Consider the following 19,251-nt stretch of genomic DNA (forward strand, 5'->3'; position numbering starts at 1 on the left):
CAAGGCCCCATGCGCAGTCCGACCCCCGCCGCCGCCTTCCTGCTCTCGACCCTCCTGCTGGCCGCCTGCGGTCCCGGAGACATCTACCTGCCCCCGGACGGGGGCGACGCCGGCACCGACGGTGGGAGCGGGGACGCCGGGACGGACGGCGGCAGCGACGGGGGCACGAGCGGGCGCGAGTACCTCCCCGCCGATCGCCTGCGCTACGGCGTGGTCTCGCACCCCCGCGACGCGGCGGGCGCCGACTCGAACGTCTGGCATGTCTTCACGGTGGACACCGACGGCACGATCACCGGCACCACCCGCACCTTCCAGATGGGCCGGGCCTCCGAGGGCGAGGTCGCCTTCACCCCCGACGGGGAGATCGGCATCGCCCCGCTGCTCACCGGCGGCGTCGGGGTCTTCAAGCTGGACGCCGACGGCACCCCGACGGTGATCCACACCGCCCTGGACGTGGGGTATCCGAACCAGGTGGTGATGGGGCACCGGGGCGAGCGAGCCTGGACGATCGACTTCCAGTGGGAGGAGCACGGCGGGGGCATCCACGAGCTGGCCATCGGCGCCGACGACAGCGTCACCTACGTCGGGCGCATCATGGAGGGCCGCAGCCTGGGGCAGATGCACCTCTTGCCCGGCCGGGACGAGGCCCTGGTCGGGGGCGGCGCCGTGAACGCCGTGTACGACGACGCCGACCTCTTCCACATCGACCTCTCCGTCTCACCGCCGGCGCTGATCCAGTCGATCGACCTCTTCGGTGACGAGGGCTGCTGGGCCTCGGCCCTGGCCCTCACCCCCGACGAGCGCTTCGTGTTGATGGCGGACAACAACATGCTGGGCACCGGCCACCGCGTCGGGATCGCCCGCTTCGGCACCGACGGACTCCTGACGGCGCTGCCCGCGGTGCCCCAGCCGCCGGCCTTCATCGAGGACCCCACCGGCATCCACCCCTCCCCCTCGGGAGGACGGATCGCGGTGCTCGCCTCCTTCGGCGAGGCCCTGCACTCCCTGACCTGGGATGCGACGCAGGCCGACGGCGCCTTCGCCCACGAGGGCCTCGCCCCTGGCGGCAACCTCGGGGGTCAGCTCCCCCAGGGCTCGGTCATGATCGAGCGGGGGAGCCTCGCCGGCCGGATCCTGGTGGCCGAGTACCAGCACCTGCACGCCTTCCAGCACGAGGCCGACGGGACCCTCACCGACCACGGCCGGGTGGCCCTCGACGCGGGCAGCCCGCCGCTCACCCTCGGGGCGATCGGCATCCAGCCCTAGGAGGCCGATCAGTGGCGGGTGACGGTGTGCCCGCGCTTCTTCATCATGGACGGCAGGCCGTCGTCGCCCACGAGGTGGGCGGCGCCGACGATGACGAAGTGCCGCTTGCCGCTCTTCAGGTAGCCGTCGAGCTTCTCGGTCATCCGCTCGTTGCGGTGCAGGAAGAGTACGTCGTAGATGGCGCGGGTGTCCTCGCCCTCGCGGATCTCGTCGAGGAGCTTCACCATGTAGGCCAGATCGCCGGCCTTCCAGGCCGCGAGCAGCTTCTGGGTCTCCTCGGTGAGCAGGCTCAGGTCCTCGAGGGTGTAGGAGAGGAAGGCCGCCTGCTCCTTCTCGTCGAAGGAGGCGAAGAGCTTCAGCTGGGCGAGGACGCCCTCGAGCTCGACGATGGGCTTCTCACCCCGGGCCTTCTTGAGGAAGTAGCGCTCGACCCCGTACTTGCCGGTGATGCCGGCCTTCTGGAGGACGACGCCCATGAGGGTGACCGCGGCCAGCCAGGGCTTCATGCGGTCGAGGGCCAGCATGGTCATCCCGGCCTTCGCGGCGCTCTGGGTGACAGCGCTGTAGGTCTCGGGGGGGAGGTGGTCGGAGAGGGAGGAGCCGTCGGTGAGCATCCCCTCGGAGAGGAGGAGCGACTGGGTGGTCGCCGGGTCGACGCCGTCCACGTCCGCCTCCACCGCCACGACCTCGGCGGCCTCGAAGCGCTTCTCCATCGCCGCGGGCAGCGGATAGAGCGAGGGGTCGCCGAGGTGCACCGAGCCCAGGAGGGTCAGCTCGCCGCCCTCCTTGCCCTTCACGGTCCAGAGGAAGTGCGGGCCGCTCGCGGCCCCGGCCTTCGCCGGCTTCGCGGCGGCCTTGCCGGCCGGCGCCGGGCCCTCGGCGTGGAGGGCCCCCGCCGGAGCGAGGAGCGCGGCGAGGGTCAGGGCGAGGAGTGCGTTTCGAAGCATGGGATCAGCCACCCGGGTTGATGATGACGATGGAGCGCAGGTCGAGGCCGCCCGGGTAGCCGTAGGATACCGACCAGTCGAAGCCGTAGACCGAGAGGCCGACGGGCTGGTCGGCCTGGAGCCGGTGGGTGCCGTCCTGGATCTCGATGCGGCCGACCTCCCAGCTGGTGCCGGCGATGGGGCTCCAGGTGGTGTTCATCGGGACGGCGTCGAGGGTGACGGTGGCGCCGGTGGGGCGGACCACGCTCACGAAGTCCCGGGCGATGGTGTCCGGGGTGGTGAAGGTGTAGGCGTCCCGGAACTGCTGGGTCGGGATGGCCAGCACCATCGAGGGGTCGCCGACGTTGCTCTTGTCGCTGGGGTCGGCCAGGAGCGGCAGGACGGTCTCGATGCCCACGAAGTACTGCACCACCATGATCGGGTGGTCGAGGTCCTGGCTCTGCACGACGAAGTCCTGGGTGGTGGTGATCTCGAGGAACTCGCCCCGGGCGAGGGTGACGGGGGCATGGACGGAGGCTGGGGTCACGACGATCTGGGTGGCGTCCGCGCCGGCCACGATCCGCCACACGTCTCCGACGCTGGTGTTGTTCGGGTATTCGGAGTGGGCCGCGACGTAGGAGGTGCCCCACTTGGAGAAGGGGAAGAGCTGCTGCTCGAGGTGGTCGCAGGCCTGCTTGTTGTAGGGGACGTAGGCGCAGTCGGCGCCGCTGTAGACCGCGATGGGCTTGTCCGAGGTGATCACCGAGCCGGTCAGGTCGGCCTCGAGGTAGCGGCGGAAGGTCGGCCCCAGGAAGACCGAGGTCTCCTCGGGGGTGCCGTACTGGCGGGTGGCGATCTGCACCACGTCTCCCGCGTCGAGGGAGAGGGTGGTCTGGCCGCCCGGGTCGAGGGTCGAGAGCCCGCCGCCCGCGGCGGTGGCGCCGGCCGAGGTGAAGGTCACGGTGGTGGCGTCCTGGGTGCCGACGATGGCCACGTAGGCGGGCATGTCGTAGTCCCCCGAGAGCGCGCTGCTGGAGTACTCGTGGGGCGGTGAGACGGCCATGTAGCCGCTGGTGCCGGTGGCCGCGTCGCCCAGGATGTGGGCGGGCAAGAGGAGGGAGGCGTCGTTGGTGTAGGAGTAGTCGTCGTAGCCGCAGGAGCGAGGCGCCGCGCCCGCGAGGCAGCCCGAGCCCGGATCGAGGGCGGTGTAGCCGGGGCAGTCGCTGTCCTGGGTGCAGCCGCTGGGGAGGTTCGAGGCCAGGGGGTTGAACTGGTAGGCGGTCACCGGGACGCTGCTGGTCAGCTTGTAGGCGATGGCGCCGCGGGCGCTGGTGGAGGCGCCCCCGCTGACGGCGTCGAGGGCGTTCCAGGGCAGGCGCAGGGTCTCGAGGGTGCCGCCCGCGACCTGCGCAGTGAGCACCGGGGTGGCGCTGCCCGGGGCGAAGACCGCGACGTCGGCGGTGGTGCCCACGTTCGGGTTGGCCAGGACGACGGCGAAGTCGCTGCGGAAGCGGTCGGCCAGGGCGGAGTTCGAGAGCACCACCGGCCAGTACTCGCAGCCGATGTAGGAGTCGTTCTGCACGGCCTCGGCGCAGAGGTTCACGCACTGGTCGGTGCGGCAGGTGGCGCCCGTGGCGGCGCAGTCCTCGATGAGGTCGAAGCCGTCGCCGGTGGCGTTGCACTCCACCAGGCGCTCACCCTGACAGCCGACGACGCCGGTGGTGCAGGAGATGGGGATGCAGCTGCCGCTGCTGGCGTCGCAGACGTTGGTGGTGCCGCAGTCGGAGTCGAGCCAGGCGGTGCCGGTGGAGTTGCAGGTCTGGAGGGTGGCGGTGTCCGCGCAGCGGGTGGCGCCGGCCGGGCAGAGCAGGCAGACGCCGCCGCTGCAGCTGCCGCCGGCCGCCGCGCAGTCCTCGCTGTCCCAGCCCGAGCCGTCCGCGCGGCAGGTCATGGCCGTGTCGCCGTTGCAGTCGCCCATCCCCGGGGCGCAGACCACGCAGTCCCCGGCGAAGCAGGCCGGGACCTGCGAGGGGCAGGCCGCCGAGCGCCAGCGGGTGCCGTCGGGGGCGCAGACCTCGAGGGTGACGCCGTCCTGGTTGCAGCGGGAGTCGTTGGGGGTGCAGATCTGCGCGCCGCCGTCGCCCGTCCCGCCGTCGGTGTCGCCGCCGTCGGTGACGCCACCGTCGGGGTAGGAGCAGGTGCCGGTGAGCAGGTCGCAGGTGCCGCCGTTGCAGTCCAGATCCGAGGCGCAGCCGCCGCCGTCGCTCCCCCCGCCGTCGCTGACGCTACCGTCGGAGCCGCCACCCCCGTCGTCGTCCTCCTTCGGGCAGCCCGGCAGGAGCAGGGTGAGGCCGAGGAGGAGGGAGAGGAGGGGGAGGGTCGTCCGGATCGGGAGCTTGCGCATGGGTGCACCTCTTCGAAGCAGCGGGGGCCCCTGGGCCCCCGAAGAAGGGCGCATCCTACCGGCGGAGGGGGCGATCCGTCACGCCGCGCCGTCGACCAGGAGCGGCTGGTCCTCGATGCCGTAGATGCGTCGGTAGGCCTGGGCGGCGCGCCTCCAGCCGACCTCGCGCTTCATCCCGGCGGCACCGATGACGTCGCGCTTCAGGGGGCCGTGGGCCAGGCGAGAGAGGCCGGCGATCAGCCCCTCGGGGTGGGCGCACTCGAAGCGGATGCCGGTCTGCCCGTCGATCACCGTGTCGAAGAGTCCGCCGGTCGCCCGCACCACCGGCACGGTGCCGTAGCGCATGGCGATGAGCTGGGAGAGGCCGCAGGGCTCCCAGCGGGAGGGCATGAGGAAGGCCTCGGCCCCGGCGTAGATCCGGTGGGCCAGGGGCTCGTCGTAGCCCCGCCGGAAGACGACCCTGCCGGGGTAGTTGTCGGCGGCGGCCTGGCACTGCCGCTCCAGGACCGGCTCGCCGCTGCCGAGGATGCAGAGGTCGTAGCCCATCTCGAGCAGGCGGGGCAGGGCGTCCAGGACGATGTCGATGCCCTTCTGCCAGAAGAGGCGGCTGATCACGCCCAGGATGGGGCCGGAGAGGTGCAGCTCCCGCCCCAGGGCCACCCGGCAGGCCTGCTTCCCGGGGTCGTCGATGCTCTCGTAGTTCGCCGGCAGGTGGGGGTCGGTGGCGGGATCCCAGTAGCGGGTGTCGATGCCGTTCAGCACGCCGGTGAGCTTGCCGCCGTGGTGCCGCAACACGCCGTCGAGCCCCTCGCCCCGCGCCCGGGACTGGATCTCCCGGGCGTAGGTGGGGCTCACGGTGGTGATGGCGTCGGCGAAGACGAGGGCGCCCTTGAGCAGGTTCACCTTGCCGAAGAACTCCAGGCCCTCGGGGGTGTGGAGGGAGCGCGGCAGGCCGGTGGCCTCGTAGAAGGCGTCGGCCTCCCAGAAGCCCTGGTAGGCCAGGTTGTGGATGGTGAAGACGCACTGCACCCGGGAGCGGCGGTTCTTGAGCAGCACGGCGATCAGCGCGGTGGGCCAGTCGTGGAGGTGCACGACCTGGGCCGGCCGGTGGCGCAGGTCGGCGTCCACCGCGAGGCAGTAGCGGGTGTAGCGCACGAGGTCCGCGGCGTCGCCCTCGTAGACCGGGCGGCCCCGGAAGTCGGGGAGATCGACGAAGCGGTAGCGCACGCCCTCCCGCTCCAGGCGGCGGACCTCGACCTTCTCCTCCTGGCCCTTCCAGCTGAAGGTGCGCTCGCCGATGACCTTGCCGCCCTCCCGGCCGCGGCCCGGCAGGTAGATGGTCAGGTCGTTGTGTTCGTCCGCCAGCACCGGCGGCAGGCTGCCGACCACGTCGGCGAGGCCTCCCACCTTGGAGAAGGGGACGGCCTCGGAGGAGACGAAGGCGATGCGCATCAGAATCGGGGGTGTTCGGGGACGACGGTGATCCCGTTCTCGGTGACCTTGAAGCCGCGGGCGAGGTCCTCCTCCAGATCCCAGCCGATGCGGGTCTCGGGGGGAACGATGACCTGCTTCTCGACGATGCAGTTCTTCAGCTTCGAGCCGCGCCCGACCTCGACGCAGTCGAAGAGGACGGCGTGATCGACCTCGGCGTAGGAGTTCACCCGGCAGCGGCGCCCCAGGACGCTCCGCCGGACGGTGCCCCCGCTGATGATCGAGCCCCCGGAGAGGAGGCTGTTGAAGGCCTGGCCCATGCGGTCGCCCGACTCGTGGACGAACTTGGTGGGGGGCGAGAAGGTGTTGGCCGTCCGCAGGGGCCACTGCTCGTTGAAGAGGTCGAACTCGGGCACCACCTGCACGATGTCCATGTTGGCCTCGTAGTAGGCGTCGAGGGTCCCCACGTCGCGCCAGTAGTCGTTGGGACCCTCCTGGCCGGGGATGGGGTTGCGCATGAAGTCGTAGACCCGGATGCCGTAGCCCTCGCGCAGGGAGCGCGGGATCACGTCCTTGCCGAAGTCGTGGGAGGAGTCCTCCTCCTGGCTGTCCTGCTCGAGCATCTCGTGCAGGGCCTCGGTGCGGAAGAGGTAGTTTCCCATCGAGATCAGGGCCCGGTCGGGGTGACCCGGGATGGGGGTGGGGTTCTCGGGCTTCTCCTGGAAGCCGGTCAGGTTCCAGTTCTCGTCCACCTGCAGCACGCCGAAGCGGCTGGCCTCCTCGATGGGCACGGTGTAGCCGGCGATGGTCAGGTCGGCCCGGTGCTGGCGGTGGTAGTCCACCATGTGGCGGACGTTCATCTTGAAGATGTGGTCGCCGCCGAAGATCGCCACCACCTCCGGCTGCTGATCCTCGATGAGGTGCTGGTTCTGGTAGATGGCGTCGGCGGTGCCGCGGTACCAGACAGCGCCGAGCTCCTCGTAGCGGAACATCTGGGCCGGGGCGAGCTCGATGAAGTGCGAGTCGAGGAAGGTGCCGAAGCGCCAGTAGCGCTGGATGTGGCGGGTGAGCGACTGGGCCCGGAACTGCGTGAGCACGTAGATCGAGAAGATCTGCGAGTTCACGAAGTTGTTCAGGATGAAGTCGATGATCCGGTACTTCGAGCCGAAGGGGACGGCCGGCTTGGCGCGCCGGCTGGTCAGCGGCTCGAGCCGGGAGCCGTGACCGCCGGCCAGGATCATTCCGAGGACACGTCCGGAGCTGGGCATCTTCCCTCCCTTCGTCCCCGCCTACTGCGGGGGCCGGGTGCCGTTGAAGACCTGGCGGGTCACGCACTCCGCGATGGCGTCGCAGTCGGGGTTCCCGTTGGTGGCCTCGGTGTAGAGGATCTCACCGGTCAGGACGTCGCCGTCCGCCTCGGCCAGGAGGTTGGCGTTGGTGGTGTAGGTGCAGTTGCCCTGGGTCTGGGAGCGGGTGCCGTAGAGGGTCAGGTCCAGCCCGTCGCCGTGGATCTCACCGGAGAAGGTGTGGCCGCCGAGCACCGGGTCGAGGAGCACGCGGGTCAGCCCGCCGACCACGGCGGTGACGTCGTTGCCGTCCTGGGTGACGGTCACCGGCACGCCGGTGGTCTGGTCTCCTTCCGTCCAGTTCGACCAGCCGCACTCGTTCTCCCGGTTGGTCACCGAGATCGTGTACTCGCCGGCGACGTCGGCCGGGCCGCAGGCGGGCAGGGCCAGCAGGGGCAGCAGGAGGAGGGCAAGCTTGCGCATGGCCGGAGTTTAGCACCGTGCCCGGCGTTGTCAGGGGATCACACCACCGCAGAGGAAGCCCTGCCGCTCGGCGTCGTTGTTGTCCTCGGTGCACTCGTTGTGGACGCCTGTCCCGCCCCCGCCGTCGTCGGCCGCCACCCTCAGGTCCAGGGGGGTGTCCCGCTGGGCCGGATCCAGGGGGTGGTCATGGGTCAGGGCCTCCCGCTGCCCGGGGATGAGGGCGGTGGTCGTGAGCAGGGTGAAGAGGGCCGTCCCCTCCAGGTAGACGGTCACCGGCACCCCCGCCGGGACGATCCGGCTGCCCTGGTTCATGACCTCGAAGGCGAGGTGCAGGGTGCCGTCCCCGTCGCAGGAGGCCGCCAGGTTCAGGACCACCAGGTCCGGGGCCCAGAAGAGCCCCTCTCCCTGGACGTTCTGCCGGAAGTTGTTGAGGGCCGGGTCGGTCCAGTTGGGGGTCTCCTGCTGGGGGATGTCGCCCCGCTCACCCACGTTCGAGACGTGGTAGCCGTGCTGGTTCCAGATCCGCCGGGTGAAGACCCAGTTGTCGTTGGCATCGGACCAGACGATGATCCCGGGCTGCCCGGCGCCGCTATTGGTGCGGTTCTCGGCGATGATCACCTCGGCGTTGCCGTCGTTGTCCACATCGGCGATCACCGGCTCCTCCAGCCGCGTGTGGCTGCGGTGCGCGGCGTCGGTGAAGAGCACCGCGCCGGTGGTGCCGTCGAAGATCCGGAAGGTGGTCTCGTCGGCGTAGACGACCTCGGCCTTGCCGTCCCCGTCGAAGTCGAAGACCGAGGAGGCGGTGACCCGGCTGGAGCAGTCCTGGTTGGGGACGGCCCAGAGCACGCCCGGGCTCTGGCAGCCCGCCGGGAGGGGGGGGGCCTGGCAGTCGAGGTCGGCCACCACGTAGAAGTCCCCGGCGGCGGTGCCGATCTCGGGCCGGCCGTCCCCGTCGAAGTCGGCCACCGTCGGCGGCCCGCTCTCGTTGTTGGGGCAGTCGTCCACCGGGATGGGCTGGCGCCACTTGAGCCCGCCGTCGTGCTCGAAGACGAAGATCTCTCCCTGGCGCACGACGACCACCTCGCCCTCGGGGTCCCCGTCGAAGTTGCCCACGCCGTTGTAGCCGTCGCAGGTCAGGGCGCCCTGGGCGCCGCAGGAGGAGTTGCTGGTGGAGTAGGCGTAGGTCCACCAGACGCTGCCGTCCGCGTGGTAGACGGTGTTGCCGGCGATGACCTCGTTCTCGTTGTCGAGGTCGAGGTCGGCCACGGTGGAGACGGGGCCCAGGAAGGCGTTGTTGCCGATGCCGCCGGTGCCGCCGCTCTCGACCACGCCGTCCCAGACGAGGGCGCCGGTCTGGCCGTCGAGGACGACGTTGCCGATGACGACCTCGGGTCCGCCCCGCCCATCGAGGTTGACGATCGAGGGCTGGGCGCCGCCGCGTTGGTGCACGTCGAAGGTGGGGTAGGTGTCGTTCTGCCAGTAGACCTCCCAGGCCGCGCCGTTCGCCGAGGTGCGCCGGAAGGCCACGGTCCCCTGGGGGCGGCCGTTGCCCGAGGCAGGGTTCCAGAGGATGCCGACGAGCTCCGGGACCCCGTCGCCGTCGAGGTCGCCCAGGGCCAGGCCGCCCGAGTTGTCGAGGGCCGGGGTGCTGGTGGCGAAGAGGGTCCGCATCGTGCCGTCGTTGTTGCAGCGCCCGTCCACGATGCGCAGGGTGCCCGGCGTGTTGCAGCAGCCGTCCCCGATGCGGTCGTAGCTGACGAAGGCGATGTCGGGGAGGTCGAAGGTGTTGGTCAGGCCGTCGTCGGTGTCATCCGTCAGGTTGCCCACCACCGGGGTCATCACGACGTCGACCCGGTTGGGGTCGAGGTCGCCCGCCGCCGGCGACCAGCGGCAGTCGGCGCCGGGGGTGAAGACGCCGGCGGGCGGGTGGTACTCGCAGGTGCCCACGGAGGTGCGGTCGATGCAGACCCCGAGATCGCGCTCGCAGATCTGGTCCTCGGGGCAGTCGATGGGCCCGTTGCAGGGGACGAAGGCCGGGGTGCAGCTCGTGCCGTAGCAGATCTCCCCGGCGCCGCAGCAGAGATCGAGGCCGACGCCGCAGCGCTCGGCCCCGCCGCAGTCGGTCATGCAGAGGCCGGCCTCGCAGACCGTCCCCGCGCCGCAGCAGAGCTCGAGGGCCGCGCCGCAGCGGGTCCCGAGGCACTCGGGCAGGCAGCGGCCCTCGAGGCACTCGCCCCGCCCCGGGCAGCAGCTACCCCCCGCCTCGCAGGCCTCGGCCGGATCGTCGCAGACCTGCTGGCAGAGACCCCCCGAGCAGGTGTTGGTGCCCCCGCAGTCGAGGTCATCGGCGCACTCGGCGCAGACCCCCTCCACGCAGAGGAGGGGGCTCTGGCAGTCCCGGTCGCGCTTGCAGGCGTCGCCGAGGGCGGCGGTGCCGCTCGTGGGCTCGCAGGAGCAGGACTGGGTCGTGAGGAGCACGGCGGCGAGGAGAACGATGGGAAGGCGGTGCTTCATGGGCGAGGGTGCTCCTTCGGGCTACGAGCTGTGAGCTTCGAGCTGCGAGCAATGAGGTGCCCGGATCTGAAGAGGGCACCCGGGAGCGCGGATTCACCCAGGTGAGCCGGGTTGCTCACAGCTCGTCGCTCGCAGCTCACAGCCTTCTCCTCCCGACCGTCGCTCCCACCAATAGCAGCCAGGCGACGACGCCGGCCGCAGACCTCGAGGTGCCCTCGCACCCGCAGCCCTTCGGCTCCTCTGGCGGCACGGTCCCCCCATCGGGCCCGGGCCCCCCATCCGGCTCGCCGCAGCCCTCGTCGGTGACTCCGTCACAGTCGTCGTCGATCCGGTTGCAGAGCTCCTCCACGCCCGGCGCGAGGTCGGGATCGTGGTCGTCGCAGTCACCCTCGCAGGCGCTGTAGCCGTCGAGGTCGTGATCGTACTCCTCGGCCGGGACGTGGCCGTCGCAGTCGTCGTCCTCACCGTTGCAGCTCTCGGCCTCAGGGGCCGGGCCCGCGCAGGCGCCGAAGGCGCCGCCGCTGCAGGTGGCCTCTCCGGCGCAGCGCCCGAGGCCGCAGGCGATCGTCTCCCCCTCGGTGCAGCTCTCGCAGTCCGCGGGCAGGGCCTGGGCGACGAAGCCCTCGCAGGCGCCGCTTCGCCAGGCGCCGACCTCGGGCCAGGTGTGGCGGGCGCCGTCGGGGCCGCGGGCCCGGAACCAGTACTGGTGGCACTGGCCGTCGTCGGCGAGCTCGAGCCACCAGGTGCCGTTCTCGGGGGTGCCGATCTCCCGGCTCATGGGGAGGCAGGCCCCGTCGAGGACCAGGTCCAGCTCCAGCGGTCCGCCCGAGGGCTCGTGGTAGTTCACGTAGTAGGCGATGCGCCCGCCCCCGAGGTCGCGGTGGACGCCGGCCGGGAGCACGGCGAGGGGCACGGCGAGGTGGGCCCCGTTGGCGCCCCAGTGGCGCTGCCAGCAGGAGCCGCCCCGGTAGCCTCCCACCCCGATGCTGTCCTGGCCGTCGCTGGTCAGGATCAGGCGGTGGCCGTCCTCGCCGATGCACTCGGTGATCCAGGCGCGGTTCGCCGTCCAGCCGTCGGACTGGTTCGCCGCCAGCACCTCGTTCTGGGCCGGGAAGCCGAAGAGCCGCCCCCGCTCGAAGGGATCGGTGCCGCAGCCGGCCTTGCTGTCGCAGCTCCAGCAGCCGCTGCGGAAGGTGCAGGAGCAGGAGGCCTCCCCGGCGCAGCCGTTGGTCCCCACGTCGGGCCGCAGATCGCAGTAGCTCTCGTGGGAGAGGCCGCCGCCGTTGAGGGCGGCGTGGGCGCCGTGGAAGCGCGCGGCGCGGGAGCCCTCGAAGGACCACATCAGGGGGGGGAGGGGCGCCCGCCAGGCCGATCCCGTCGTGGGGCAGGCGCCCGCCGTCTCCAGCGCCACGTTGTTCGGATCCGAGCGGGAGCGGTTGATCGCGACCAGCATCAGCTGCTCGTCGTGGTTGGGGTAGCCCTCGCGGGGCTGGCCGACCCGCAGGCCCTGGCGCCCGGTCTGGAGCTGAGGTTGGAGAGAGGGGCCGGAGGGTAGGCCCTCGGCGCCGCAGGCGATCATCATCAGTGCGGCGGATGCCGCTGCGAGGACCCCTCTCATTCCCACCAGAGTAGCGGAGCATCCCCGTACACGTACACGTCCACGTACACGCGCACGGGTTCTCCCCGGCGCCCACGACTCGAGCCTCGGGAGATACCGAGCACGTGGACGTGTACGTGTACGGGTACGGAGGGTGGCGAGCTCGAGGCCCCTACTCGAAGTAGGGATTCTCACCCGCAGCATGATCGGTCACGTCGACCAGCCGGGTGATCTCGGGGATCCGCTCGACGACGTGCCGCTCGACCCCCTCGGTCAGGGTCGCCGACGCCTGGCCGCAGCCCTGGCAGCCGCCGCCCATGCTCACGTAGGCGATACCGTCCTCGACCCGCAGGATCTCGACGAAGCCGCCGTGGCCGGCGAGGGAGGGGTTGATCTCCGCGTCGAGGAGCTTCTGCAGGCTCTGGCTGACGGGATCCTCCCAGCTGGGGGTCTCCTGGGGGTTTTCGAACTTGAAGCCGGCGCCCTGCAGGCCGCCCATGTCGACGAAGTCGATGGTCGCGCCCTCGAGGTTGGCCGCGCTCTCGGGATCGACCCAGACCAGGACCTTGCCCTCCCGCAGGGTGAGCACGGCGTCGTCGCTCCGGGCGTCGGTCTCGGGGACGACGTCCATCCCGTAGACGAAGCGCCGGACGCCGATCCGCCGGGCGCGCACCCGGATGGCGTGATCGCTCGCCTCGCCCGAGGCGAGGGCCTCGGCGAGGAGTTTGAGGGCAGGCTCGGTGATCTCCAGCTTCAGCTTCGTTTCCATGTGGCTTCCGATGATAATCCCCTGCACGGGATCTCGCAGGCGGGGCTCGCGAAAGGTGGCGGTCTTTACACGATCGAGGCCGTCAGGCGAAGATCGGCGCCGCGATGAGCGGGGAGCGAGACGAGCACAGGGATCCTTCCTCGGGCGAGCAGGAGCGGGGCGGCTACCTCAAGGTGGCCCTGGTCTTCCTGATCTCCTGCCTGCTGGCCGCGGGCGCGGTGGCCCTCTACGACGCGGGGGGCCCCTCGGCCCTCTTCGGGCCTCGCCTCGAGGAGTTCGAGGCCGGCCCGCCCCCGGAGGGGGCCGAGTCCGAGTCCGAGCCTGCCCCGCCGACGCGGCCGCGGAGGGTGAGCCGGCCGGGCAAGCCGGTGCCCGGGCGCCAGGTCTCCGAGCGGCCGGCGGCGGATCCTGCCGGTGAGGCGGGTGAGGCGGCGGCGCCGGCCGTGATCGGCGATCCTGCGGCCCTGGGCAACGGGCAGCTGGTCGTCCGCTGCAGTCAGCCCTGCCGGGTCACGGTGGACGGCGCCATCGTGGGGGAGGCCAAGCCGGTGCTGCACCTGGTGCAGCCCGCCGGGGATCACACCGTGCGGGTCGAGGAGCTCGACGGAGACGACCTCGCCACCCGCAAGATCATCGTCGCGCCCAACCGGGAGCGGGAGGTCTCCTTCCTGCTCGGCAGCAAGCCGCCGGTGAAGGACTTCTTCAAGGACATCGAGGGCACCGAGGAGTGGGAGCGGTAAAGCTGGTGTACCTGTCGGCTGTGAGCTGCCAGCTTTGAGCTGCGAGCTTTGAGCAAGCCGAAGTCCGGATGTGAAGGGGGCCGTGGCTCGCCTCTTCATTCAGGGGAGCACTCCTCGCTCACAGCTCGCAGCTCATAGCTCGTAGCCATCGCCCCGGGCGTGGACGCCACCGAAGAGGACCTTTCCCGAAGCTCGGAGGCGCCGCGACGGCAATGCGGTGCGTGATCAGAAATCCGGGTCCCACGACGAGGCCGGCAGGATCTTCAGGCCGGTGTCGTGGCTGTCGGTCTTGAAGCGCACCACCCGCAGGGGCCAGGTGCGGTCGCCGCCGTCCTTCTGCTCGCGCGCCTCCTTGACCAGGAAGACGTGGACCTCGAGCTCGTACTTGCCCGCCTGATCGATGGACTCGACCAGCAGCCGCCAGGGGTTGTGGGGGTGCCAGTAGACGGCCTTGCCCACCCGGGCGACCTGCGCGAAGACCGGGTGGTCCTTCTGGAACGCGGCGATCTGCTTGCGGGTCGGGGCCAGGGTCTTGGTGACGGCCTTGGGGGCCGGGGCCTTCTTGTCGTCGTCGAGGAGCGCGGTCAGCGACTTCGCGCCGGCGGCGTCGAGGTCGTGCATGTACTTGATGGCCGGGGCCAGGAAGGCGCTCTCCTTCACGACGGCCTTGCGCTCGATGATCTCCCAGTTGGGGATCGTCACGTCCTCGGCGCTGAAGGTCACGCCGCCCAGGAGGTAGCCCCGGGCCGACTCGTCACCCTTGCCCGCCAGGGCGTCGAGGTAGGCCTCGGCCACCTTGCGGGGCTCGTCCTGGAGGGCGAGGCCGGCCTCCTTCGACTTCGGGTCGGTGGCGGCCTTCTTGGGGGCGGCCAGCGCCGAGGTCGCAGAGAGAAGCAGAAGGGCAGTCAACGCCAGCGAAAAGATTCGTCCCACGATCGTCTCCTTGGCTCGTCATCCCCGGCCGTCGGGGCCGTCCTGGTTTGGTAGCACGCCTCGGGCTGCGGCGAAATGGAGCCCAACAAAAGAGTGGGGCCGGCCTCTCCTCGAAGCCGGCCCCGGATGGAACCCAAAAGCGAAGGTTCCCACCTCCCCCTGGAATCAGGTGATCAGGGCGCTTCCACCTCGGCCGCGTGGCGGACGTTGTGGGTATCCGTCGGGACCTCGATGACGGTGTAGGACTGGAAGAGGGAGTCACCCTGTCCCACGTCGACCCCGCCGCCCTCGGCGGTGGCCACCGAGCTCTTCACCTGGCCGGTGCTCGAGGCCTGGACGATGACCTGCGGCGGCGGCGGCGGCTTGGGATCGGAGCCCATGTTCTGGCGGCCCTCGGTGGCGTCCCAGCCGGTGCCGGTGTTGTCCACGCAGCCCACCTTTCCGGTGACGGCGTTGCGGAAGTACATGTAGGCGATGTTGCCGCCTCCGAGGCCGCAGGCGTTCCCCCCCTTGCCCGAGCAGCTGGGCGGGGGAGCGGCCTGGAGCGAGCCCCAGATGATGCAGGCGCCGCCGCCCACCGCGCCGGTGGCCGTCCGCTCCTCGAGCACCGGGTACTCGTAGTACCAGCCCGGGGAGAGGCTGCCGACGGCGAAGGTGTTGGCCTCGACGATGTTGGTCGAGGGCGTGGTGCCGTTGGAGAGCATCGAGCTGTCGTAGGCGGCCGCGCTGGAGGCGTCGTTGTAGGGGGTGCGGGTGCCTCCGAAGACCCGGATCGAGTAGAAGCGGTTCTTCGGCCAGGTGGACTGATCCGCACACTTGATGGCGCCCACGTCGAAGCCGGTGGGCGTCGTCGTGCAGCTGCTGTTGTCGCAGTCGTAGAGGCCGTCGGTGGTGAACTTGGTGGTGCCGCTGGGGACGCCGGGGCACTCCAGGTCGATGTTGGCCCGGGCGAAGACCCCGTCGGTGCAGGCCGACTTGCCGGAGCTGAGCTGGAAGTCCTGGTGGTGGTCCTTGCCCCAGGAGCCGTCGGCGTTGAGGATCCAGTCCACGTGGGTCATGCCGTAGGGGCCGACGATCGGCGAGTCGGGATCGATCGAGACCGAGCAGCCCATCCGGTTGCAGGCGTAGAGGTTGTCGAAGCCGCACTCGCCGCCGCCCGAGTCGCGCAGGTGGTGGCGGTTGCCGGTGCCGACGTTGGCCCGCAGCAGGCTCGACTCCTCCAGCACCGAGAACCAGACGATGGAGAAGAAGGGGTTGCGGCCCGAGATGCTCGAGGTCGAGGCGTTCTCCTTGAAGACCCGGGCGCCGACCCACTTCGTCGGATCGGGATCGGCGAAGCGGCCGCTCCAGAGCTGGCCACCGGTGTCGCCGACGACGAGGGTGTCGAAGTAGGGGTTGTTGTAGGTCCGGGTGTTGGCGTTGCCCCAGGCCGTCAGCGCGGGCGCGGCGGCGAAGGAGAAGTGCAGCTCACCCTTGATGGCGGCGCCGTCCTGGTGGGTGAAGTCCCAGAGGACCTCGCCGGTGTAGGCGTCCAGCATGTACCAGCCGCGGCCGCGCAGGTTCAGCTGGTCGTAGCCCGCGCCGAAGGCGACGATCCACCGCTCGGTGAAGTTGGTGCCGTCGTGGCTCGCCGGGCTGCCGGTGTCCTCGTAGCGGATGGGGCCGATGGGGGCCGGGGCGGGGAGGGTGTCGCCCCAGGTCTCGCCGGCGTTGACGATCTGCAGACCCACCGCCGAGCTGCTGCCGGTGGCGTCGATGGGCGGGAAGGTCCAGAGGAACTTCGGCACGTAGGAGGGATCGTCGAGCTCGGTGAGGTCGAGGGCCGTACGGTGCACGCCGCCGCGGCGCTCGTTGAAGATGCCGAGGGTGACGAACTCGCCCTTCTGGCGCTGGTAGTCGGCGCCGCCCACGAGCCCGTCGACCCAGATGTTCTTCACCCAGGGGGCCCCATCCACGAAGAGGTGGTGGTCGGCCGAGATGACGAAGAACTTCAGCTTGGGCAGCATGTCCGGAGGGATGAAGGCCCAGAGCTCGTTGCCGTTGCCGCGGTCGTACTCGGGGCTCTTGATGTCACCGGTGCCGCAGTTGCTGGTGCAGTTGCCGACGTTGACGGCGTGGATCATGCCGCCGTTGGAGCCGAAGACCGCCACCCGGTCCCGGGCCCGATAGTCCTTGGCGAACTCGGCGTAGGCGTTGGTGGTCCCGGGGTCGGACTGGAACTCGTTGTCCACGCCGAGGGTCACCATCGACTGCGGGTTGCGGAAGGGGGTGTTGAGCAGCCCGAAGGGGGTGGGCGGCTCGACGACCACCGGGCTCGAGTGGAAGATGTCGGAGAGGAGGTAGTTGCGGTCACCCGAGTCGTCGAGCTTGCGGCCCCGGACGAAGCGGATCACGGCCTTGGCGCAGGCCTCGAGGTCCGCGAAGGCCGGGTGGCCGTGGCGGGTGGCGATGTCGGTGCAGGTCGCGGTCGTGAGGTCGAGGTAGGGCAGCAGATCCGCCGCGTTGGTCTCGGTGAAGGGGATCACCGGATCGCTGGCGTCGATGATGCCGTCCTGCCCCGTGGCGCTGTCGATGACCGTGTAGATCCGGCGGTTGTTGGCGGTCTTGGCCTTCAGCCGATCGCCGGCCTCCCAGTGGGGCACCGCGGGGGCGTTGCTCAGGTCCGAGTCGTCGCACCAGCCGAGCCGGCCGCAGCTGCCGCCGGTCTTCTTCCAGAAGAGGCCGAGGACCGGGTCGGACTCGACGGGCTTGCAGGAGGCCGGCGGGGAGGTGACGTTGGGCCAGTCGACGTTGGAGCAGTCCTTGTCGACGAGGAAGAACTGGTCCTTCTTCCCGTCGTTGTTCAGGTCGATGTCGGCCACGAACTCCGAGAGGAAGTCGAAGCGGTAGAGCTCACCCTTCCAGGGCACGCCCTTGTCCGGGATCAGGCGGGGGAGCAGGATCGACTGGCTGGAGGTCGACTGCACGCCCGAGAAGCTCGAGGTGGTGAAGGAGATGCTCCGGCTGACCACGTCGTCGACCACCGACTGCAGGCCCGCGACCAGGGCGGCGGTGTTGTCGGCCTTCACGTAGAAGCCGCCGCCGGCGTCGGCGGTCGCCGAGAGGAGCGTGTCCGCGTCGGCGTCGTCCAGGGCGAAGGAGACCGTGTAGGTGGTCATGGTCTGCGCTTCGGCGTGGTAGAGGTTGATGTCCGAGGTGTTGAAGGCGTGGGCGACCTTGTGGAGGAGGTTGCTGCCGCAGGAGCCTCCGCCGACCGAGGGGCAGGGGGTGCTCAGGTTGGAGATGGCCCAGGGGATGCCGTCGTTGTCGTCGTAGGGCGCGCCGTCGGTGATCAGCACGGCGTTCGACTGCTGACACTCCCAGCAGATGGACCACTTGATGTCGCTGCTGGTGTTGTTGTCGCTGGTGAAGTTCGAGTCGATGGTCCAGCCGTTGGCGACGAAGAAGTCGTCACCGAAGCCGAGGAACTGGCCGGCGTCGAGGAGGGCCTCGGCCAGGGGGGTTCGGTTGTCGAAGTCGCCCTTGGCCAGGGCGTTGATCTTGGAGAGGATCGAGGAGCGGTTGTTGTAGAAGGAGGACTTGTCCGGCGGCCAGGCGTTGTTGCAGCCGGGATCCGGATCCGAGGCGGTGAGCCACTTGGCGCCGCTGTCTCCGTTGAGGCCCAGCACCGACATCCGCACGGCCTTGGTCTCCCGCACCACGTCCTTGAGGGCCTTGCGGGCCGCGACGTACTTGGGCGGGTAGATGTTCATGAAGTTGCCCATGTAGAAGATGTGGTCGCTGTCTCTCCTCCAGAAGCCCTTCGTGGTGAGACAGGTCGAGCAGGTGGTGTTGGTGCCGCAGACGTCGGCCACCTTCGCCGAGGTCTCGCCGCTCTCCTGGCACCGGACGCTCGAGTCGTCGCGGTCGCAGAGGTAGACCTCCAGGGGATCGTAGAGGCCGACCTGGCCGCTGTCCGGCAGGCCGTCCGAGCCGGTCGTCTTGCCGTCGAAGTCCGGGTAGGGGTTGCTGGCCGGATCGTGGGCGACCGGATCGTAGCCGAGGCTGTCGTAGCCGGTGAAGCCGCAGCCGTCGCTATCCGGATAGACCGGCATGTGCTTCATCGATCCCGAGGTGTCGAGGATCCAGATGAGGTTCGGCGGCCCGCCCGAGGAGGAGAAGAAGTCGTTGTCGCCTCCCTTGGGCGGCGCGACGATGCTCTGGGCCATGCTGGTGCCCCGCAGGAGGCAGGCGGCCTCGCTCTGGGCCGCGGCCGGGGTGGGCGCGGCGAGGGCGAGGCCGGTGACGCCCAGGAGGGCCAGGAGGACGCGGCCCCAGGTGGCGGGCTCGCGTGACGCCTTCGACTCGAAGTGCTTCGTGTTCATGGTCTGGCTCCTCACTTCCTACAGTCCGTAGCGGATCAAGAACTCGACCTCGGAGACGCGCCCCACCGTGTCACGGCAGCGCGCGGTCACCCGCGCTCCGGCGCCCCCGGCGCCCATCGCGGTCGGTCCGATGTCGTTGGTCAGGGTCTCGGCCATCAGCGCGGTGCGTCCGCGCCCCAGGCTGCCGTCGTCGATGAACTCGATGTCCTGGATCTTCGGTCCGTGGACGGCCATCGGATCGTGGCCCGGACCCAGGTCGAGGATGGTGTTGCCGCTGGGGTCCTTCACCTGCATGGCGAAGGTGCTGGGCATCCCCTTCCCGAAGCGCAGGTTCGAGACGAAGACCTCGCGGGCGGCCTTGGCGCAGGAGCGCAGGGCCTGCTGGCGGGTCGCCGCCGAGGCCTCTTCGAGGTCGCGGCCGGAGATGGCGATCATCGAGGCGCCGGCCACCAGGACCGCCGAGAGCAGGACGCTCACCACGACCAGGGTGCTGCCTCGCTCGTACTTTCTCGAGGAATGGTTCACGTTCGATCTCCCG

Annotated in this window: 13 protein-coding genes; 2 read left to right on the forward strand and 11 right to left on the reverse strand. The window is 70.4% G+C overall.

Translation table 11 applies throughout. The annotated features are described in order from the left end of the window. Positions 1–9: 9 nt before the first annotated feature. A complete protein-coding gene (locus P1V51_11115) occupies positions 10–1,266 on the forward strand; it encodes a hypothetical protein (GenBank protein MDF1563586.1) in 1,257 nt (418 codons plus the stop codon). 8 nt (positions 1,267–1,274) lie between these two features. Here P1V51_11115 and P1V51_11120 read toward each other — a convergent pair whose 3' ends face one another. The 8 genes from P1V51_11120 to P1V51_11155 form a co-directional block, all read right to left on the reverse strand. Then, the gene (locus P1V51_11120) at positions 1,275–2,213 is read right to left on the reverse strand and encodes a TraB/GumN family protein (protein ID MDF1563587.1); all 939 of its coding nucleotides are present in this window, start codon (positions 2,211–2,213) and stop codon (positions 1,275–1,277) included. A gap of 4 nt (positions 2,214–2,217) precedes the next feature. Then, the gene (locus P1V51_11125; GenBank protein ID MDF1563588.1) at positions 2,218–4,596 is read right to left on the reverse strand and encodes an IgGFc-binding protein; all 2,379 of its coding nucleotides are present in this window, start codon (positions 4,594–4,596) and stop codon (positions 2,218–2,220) included. Between the two features lie 78 nt (positions 4,597–4,674). Further along, positions 4,675–6,048 carry a glycogen synthase gene (locus P1V51_11130; GenBank protein MDF1563589.1) on the reverse strand — a complete coding sequence of 458 codons (1,374 nt, stop codon included), beginning with the start codon at positions 6,046–6,048 and terminating at the stop codon, positions 4,675–4,677. After that, entirely contained in the window at positions 6,048–7,295 is a 1,248-nt protein-coding gene (gene glgC, locus P1V51_11135; GenBank protein ID MDF1563590.1) for a glucose-1-phosphate adenylyltransferase, read from the reverse strand. Before glgC ends, P1V51_11130 begins: the two co-directional genes overlap by 1 nt. Positions 7,296–7,316: 21 nt before the next feature. Further along, positions 7,317–7,796 (reverse strand): hypothetical protein, encoded by a 480-nt coding sequence (locus tag P1V51_11140; GenBank protein MDF1563591.1) that lies wholly within the window; start codon positions 7,794–7,796, stop codon positions 7,317–7,319. Positions 7,797–7,826: 30 nt separating this feature from the next. Further along, positions 7,827–10,310, reverse strand: coding sequence for a VCBS repeat-containing protein (locus tag P1V51_11145; GenBank protein MDF1563592.1), 2,484 nt, complete (start codon positions 10,308–10,310; stop codon positions 7,827–7,829). Positions 10,311–10,446: 136 nt separating this feature from the next. Beyond that, entirely contained in the window at positions 10,447–11,892 is a 1,446-nt protein-coding gene (locus P1V51_11150; protein ID MDF1563593.1) for a MopE-related protein, read from the reverse strand. A gap of 187 nt (positions 11,893–12,079) precedes the next feature. Further along, positions 12,080–12,676, reverse strand: coding sequence for a NifU family protein (locus P1V51_11155; protein ID MDF1563594.1), 597 nt, complete (start codon positions 12,674–12,676; stop codon positions 12,080–12,082). 104 nt (positions 12,677–12,780) lie between these two features. On the opposite strand from P1V51_11155, the gene P1V51_11160 reads away from it, so the two are divergent. After that, the gene (locus tag P1V51_11160; GenBank protein MDF1563595.1) at positions 12,781–13,416 is read left to right on the forward strand and encodes a hypothetical protein; all 636 of its coding nucleotides are present in this window, start codon (positions 12,781–12,783) and stop codon (positions 13,414–13,416) included. 225 nt (positions 13,417–13,641) lie between these two features. Here P1V51_11160 and P1V51_11165 read toward each other — a convergent pair whose 3' ends face one another. The 3 genes from P1V51_11165 to P1V51_11175 form a co-directional block, all read right to left on the reverse strand. After that, on the reverse strand, positions 13,642–14,325 hold the full coding sequence (locus P1V51_11165) for a hypothetical protein (GenBank protein ID MDF1563596.1): 684 nt from the start codon (positions 14,323–14,325) through the stop codon (positions 13,642–13,644). Positions 14,326–14,522: 197 nt separating this feature from the next. Then, positions 14,523–18,713, reverse strand: coding sequence for a hypothetical protein (locus P1V51_11170; protein MDF1563597.1), 4,191 nt, complete (start codon positions 18,711–18,713; stop codon positions 14,523–14,525). 18 nt (positions 18,714–18,731) lie between these two features. Next, complete coding sequence (locus tag P1V51_11175) at positions 18,732–19,238, reverse strand: hypothetical protein (protein ID MDF1563598.1); 507 nt, start codon at positions 19,236–19,238, stop codon at positions 18,732–18,734. Positions 19,239–19,251 lie beyond the last annotated feature (13 nt).

This window comes from Deltaproteobacteria bacterium (assembly GCA_029210625.1).
Taxonomy (GTDB): domain Bacteria; phylum Myxococcota; class Myxococcia; order SLRQ01; family SLRQ01; genus JARGFU01.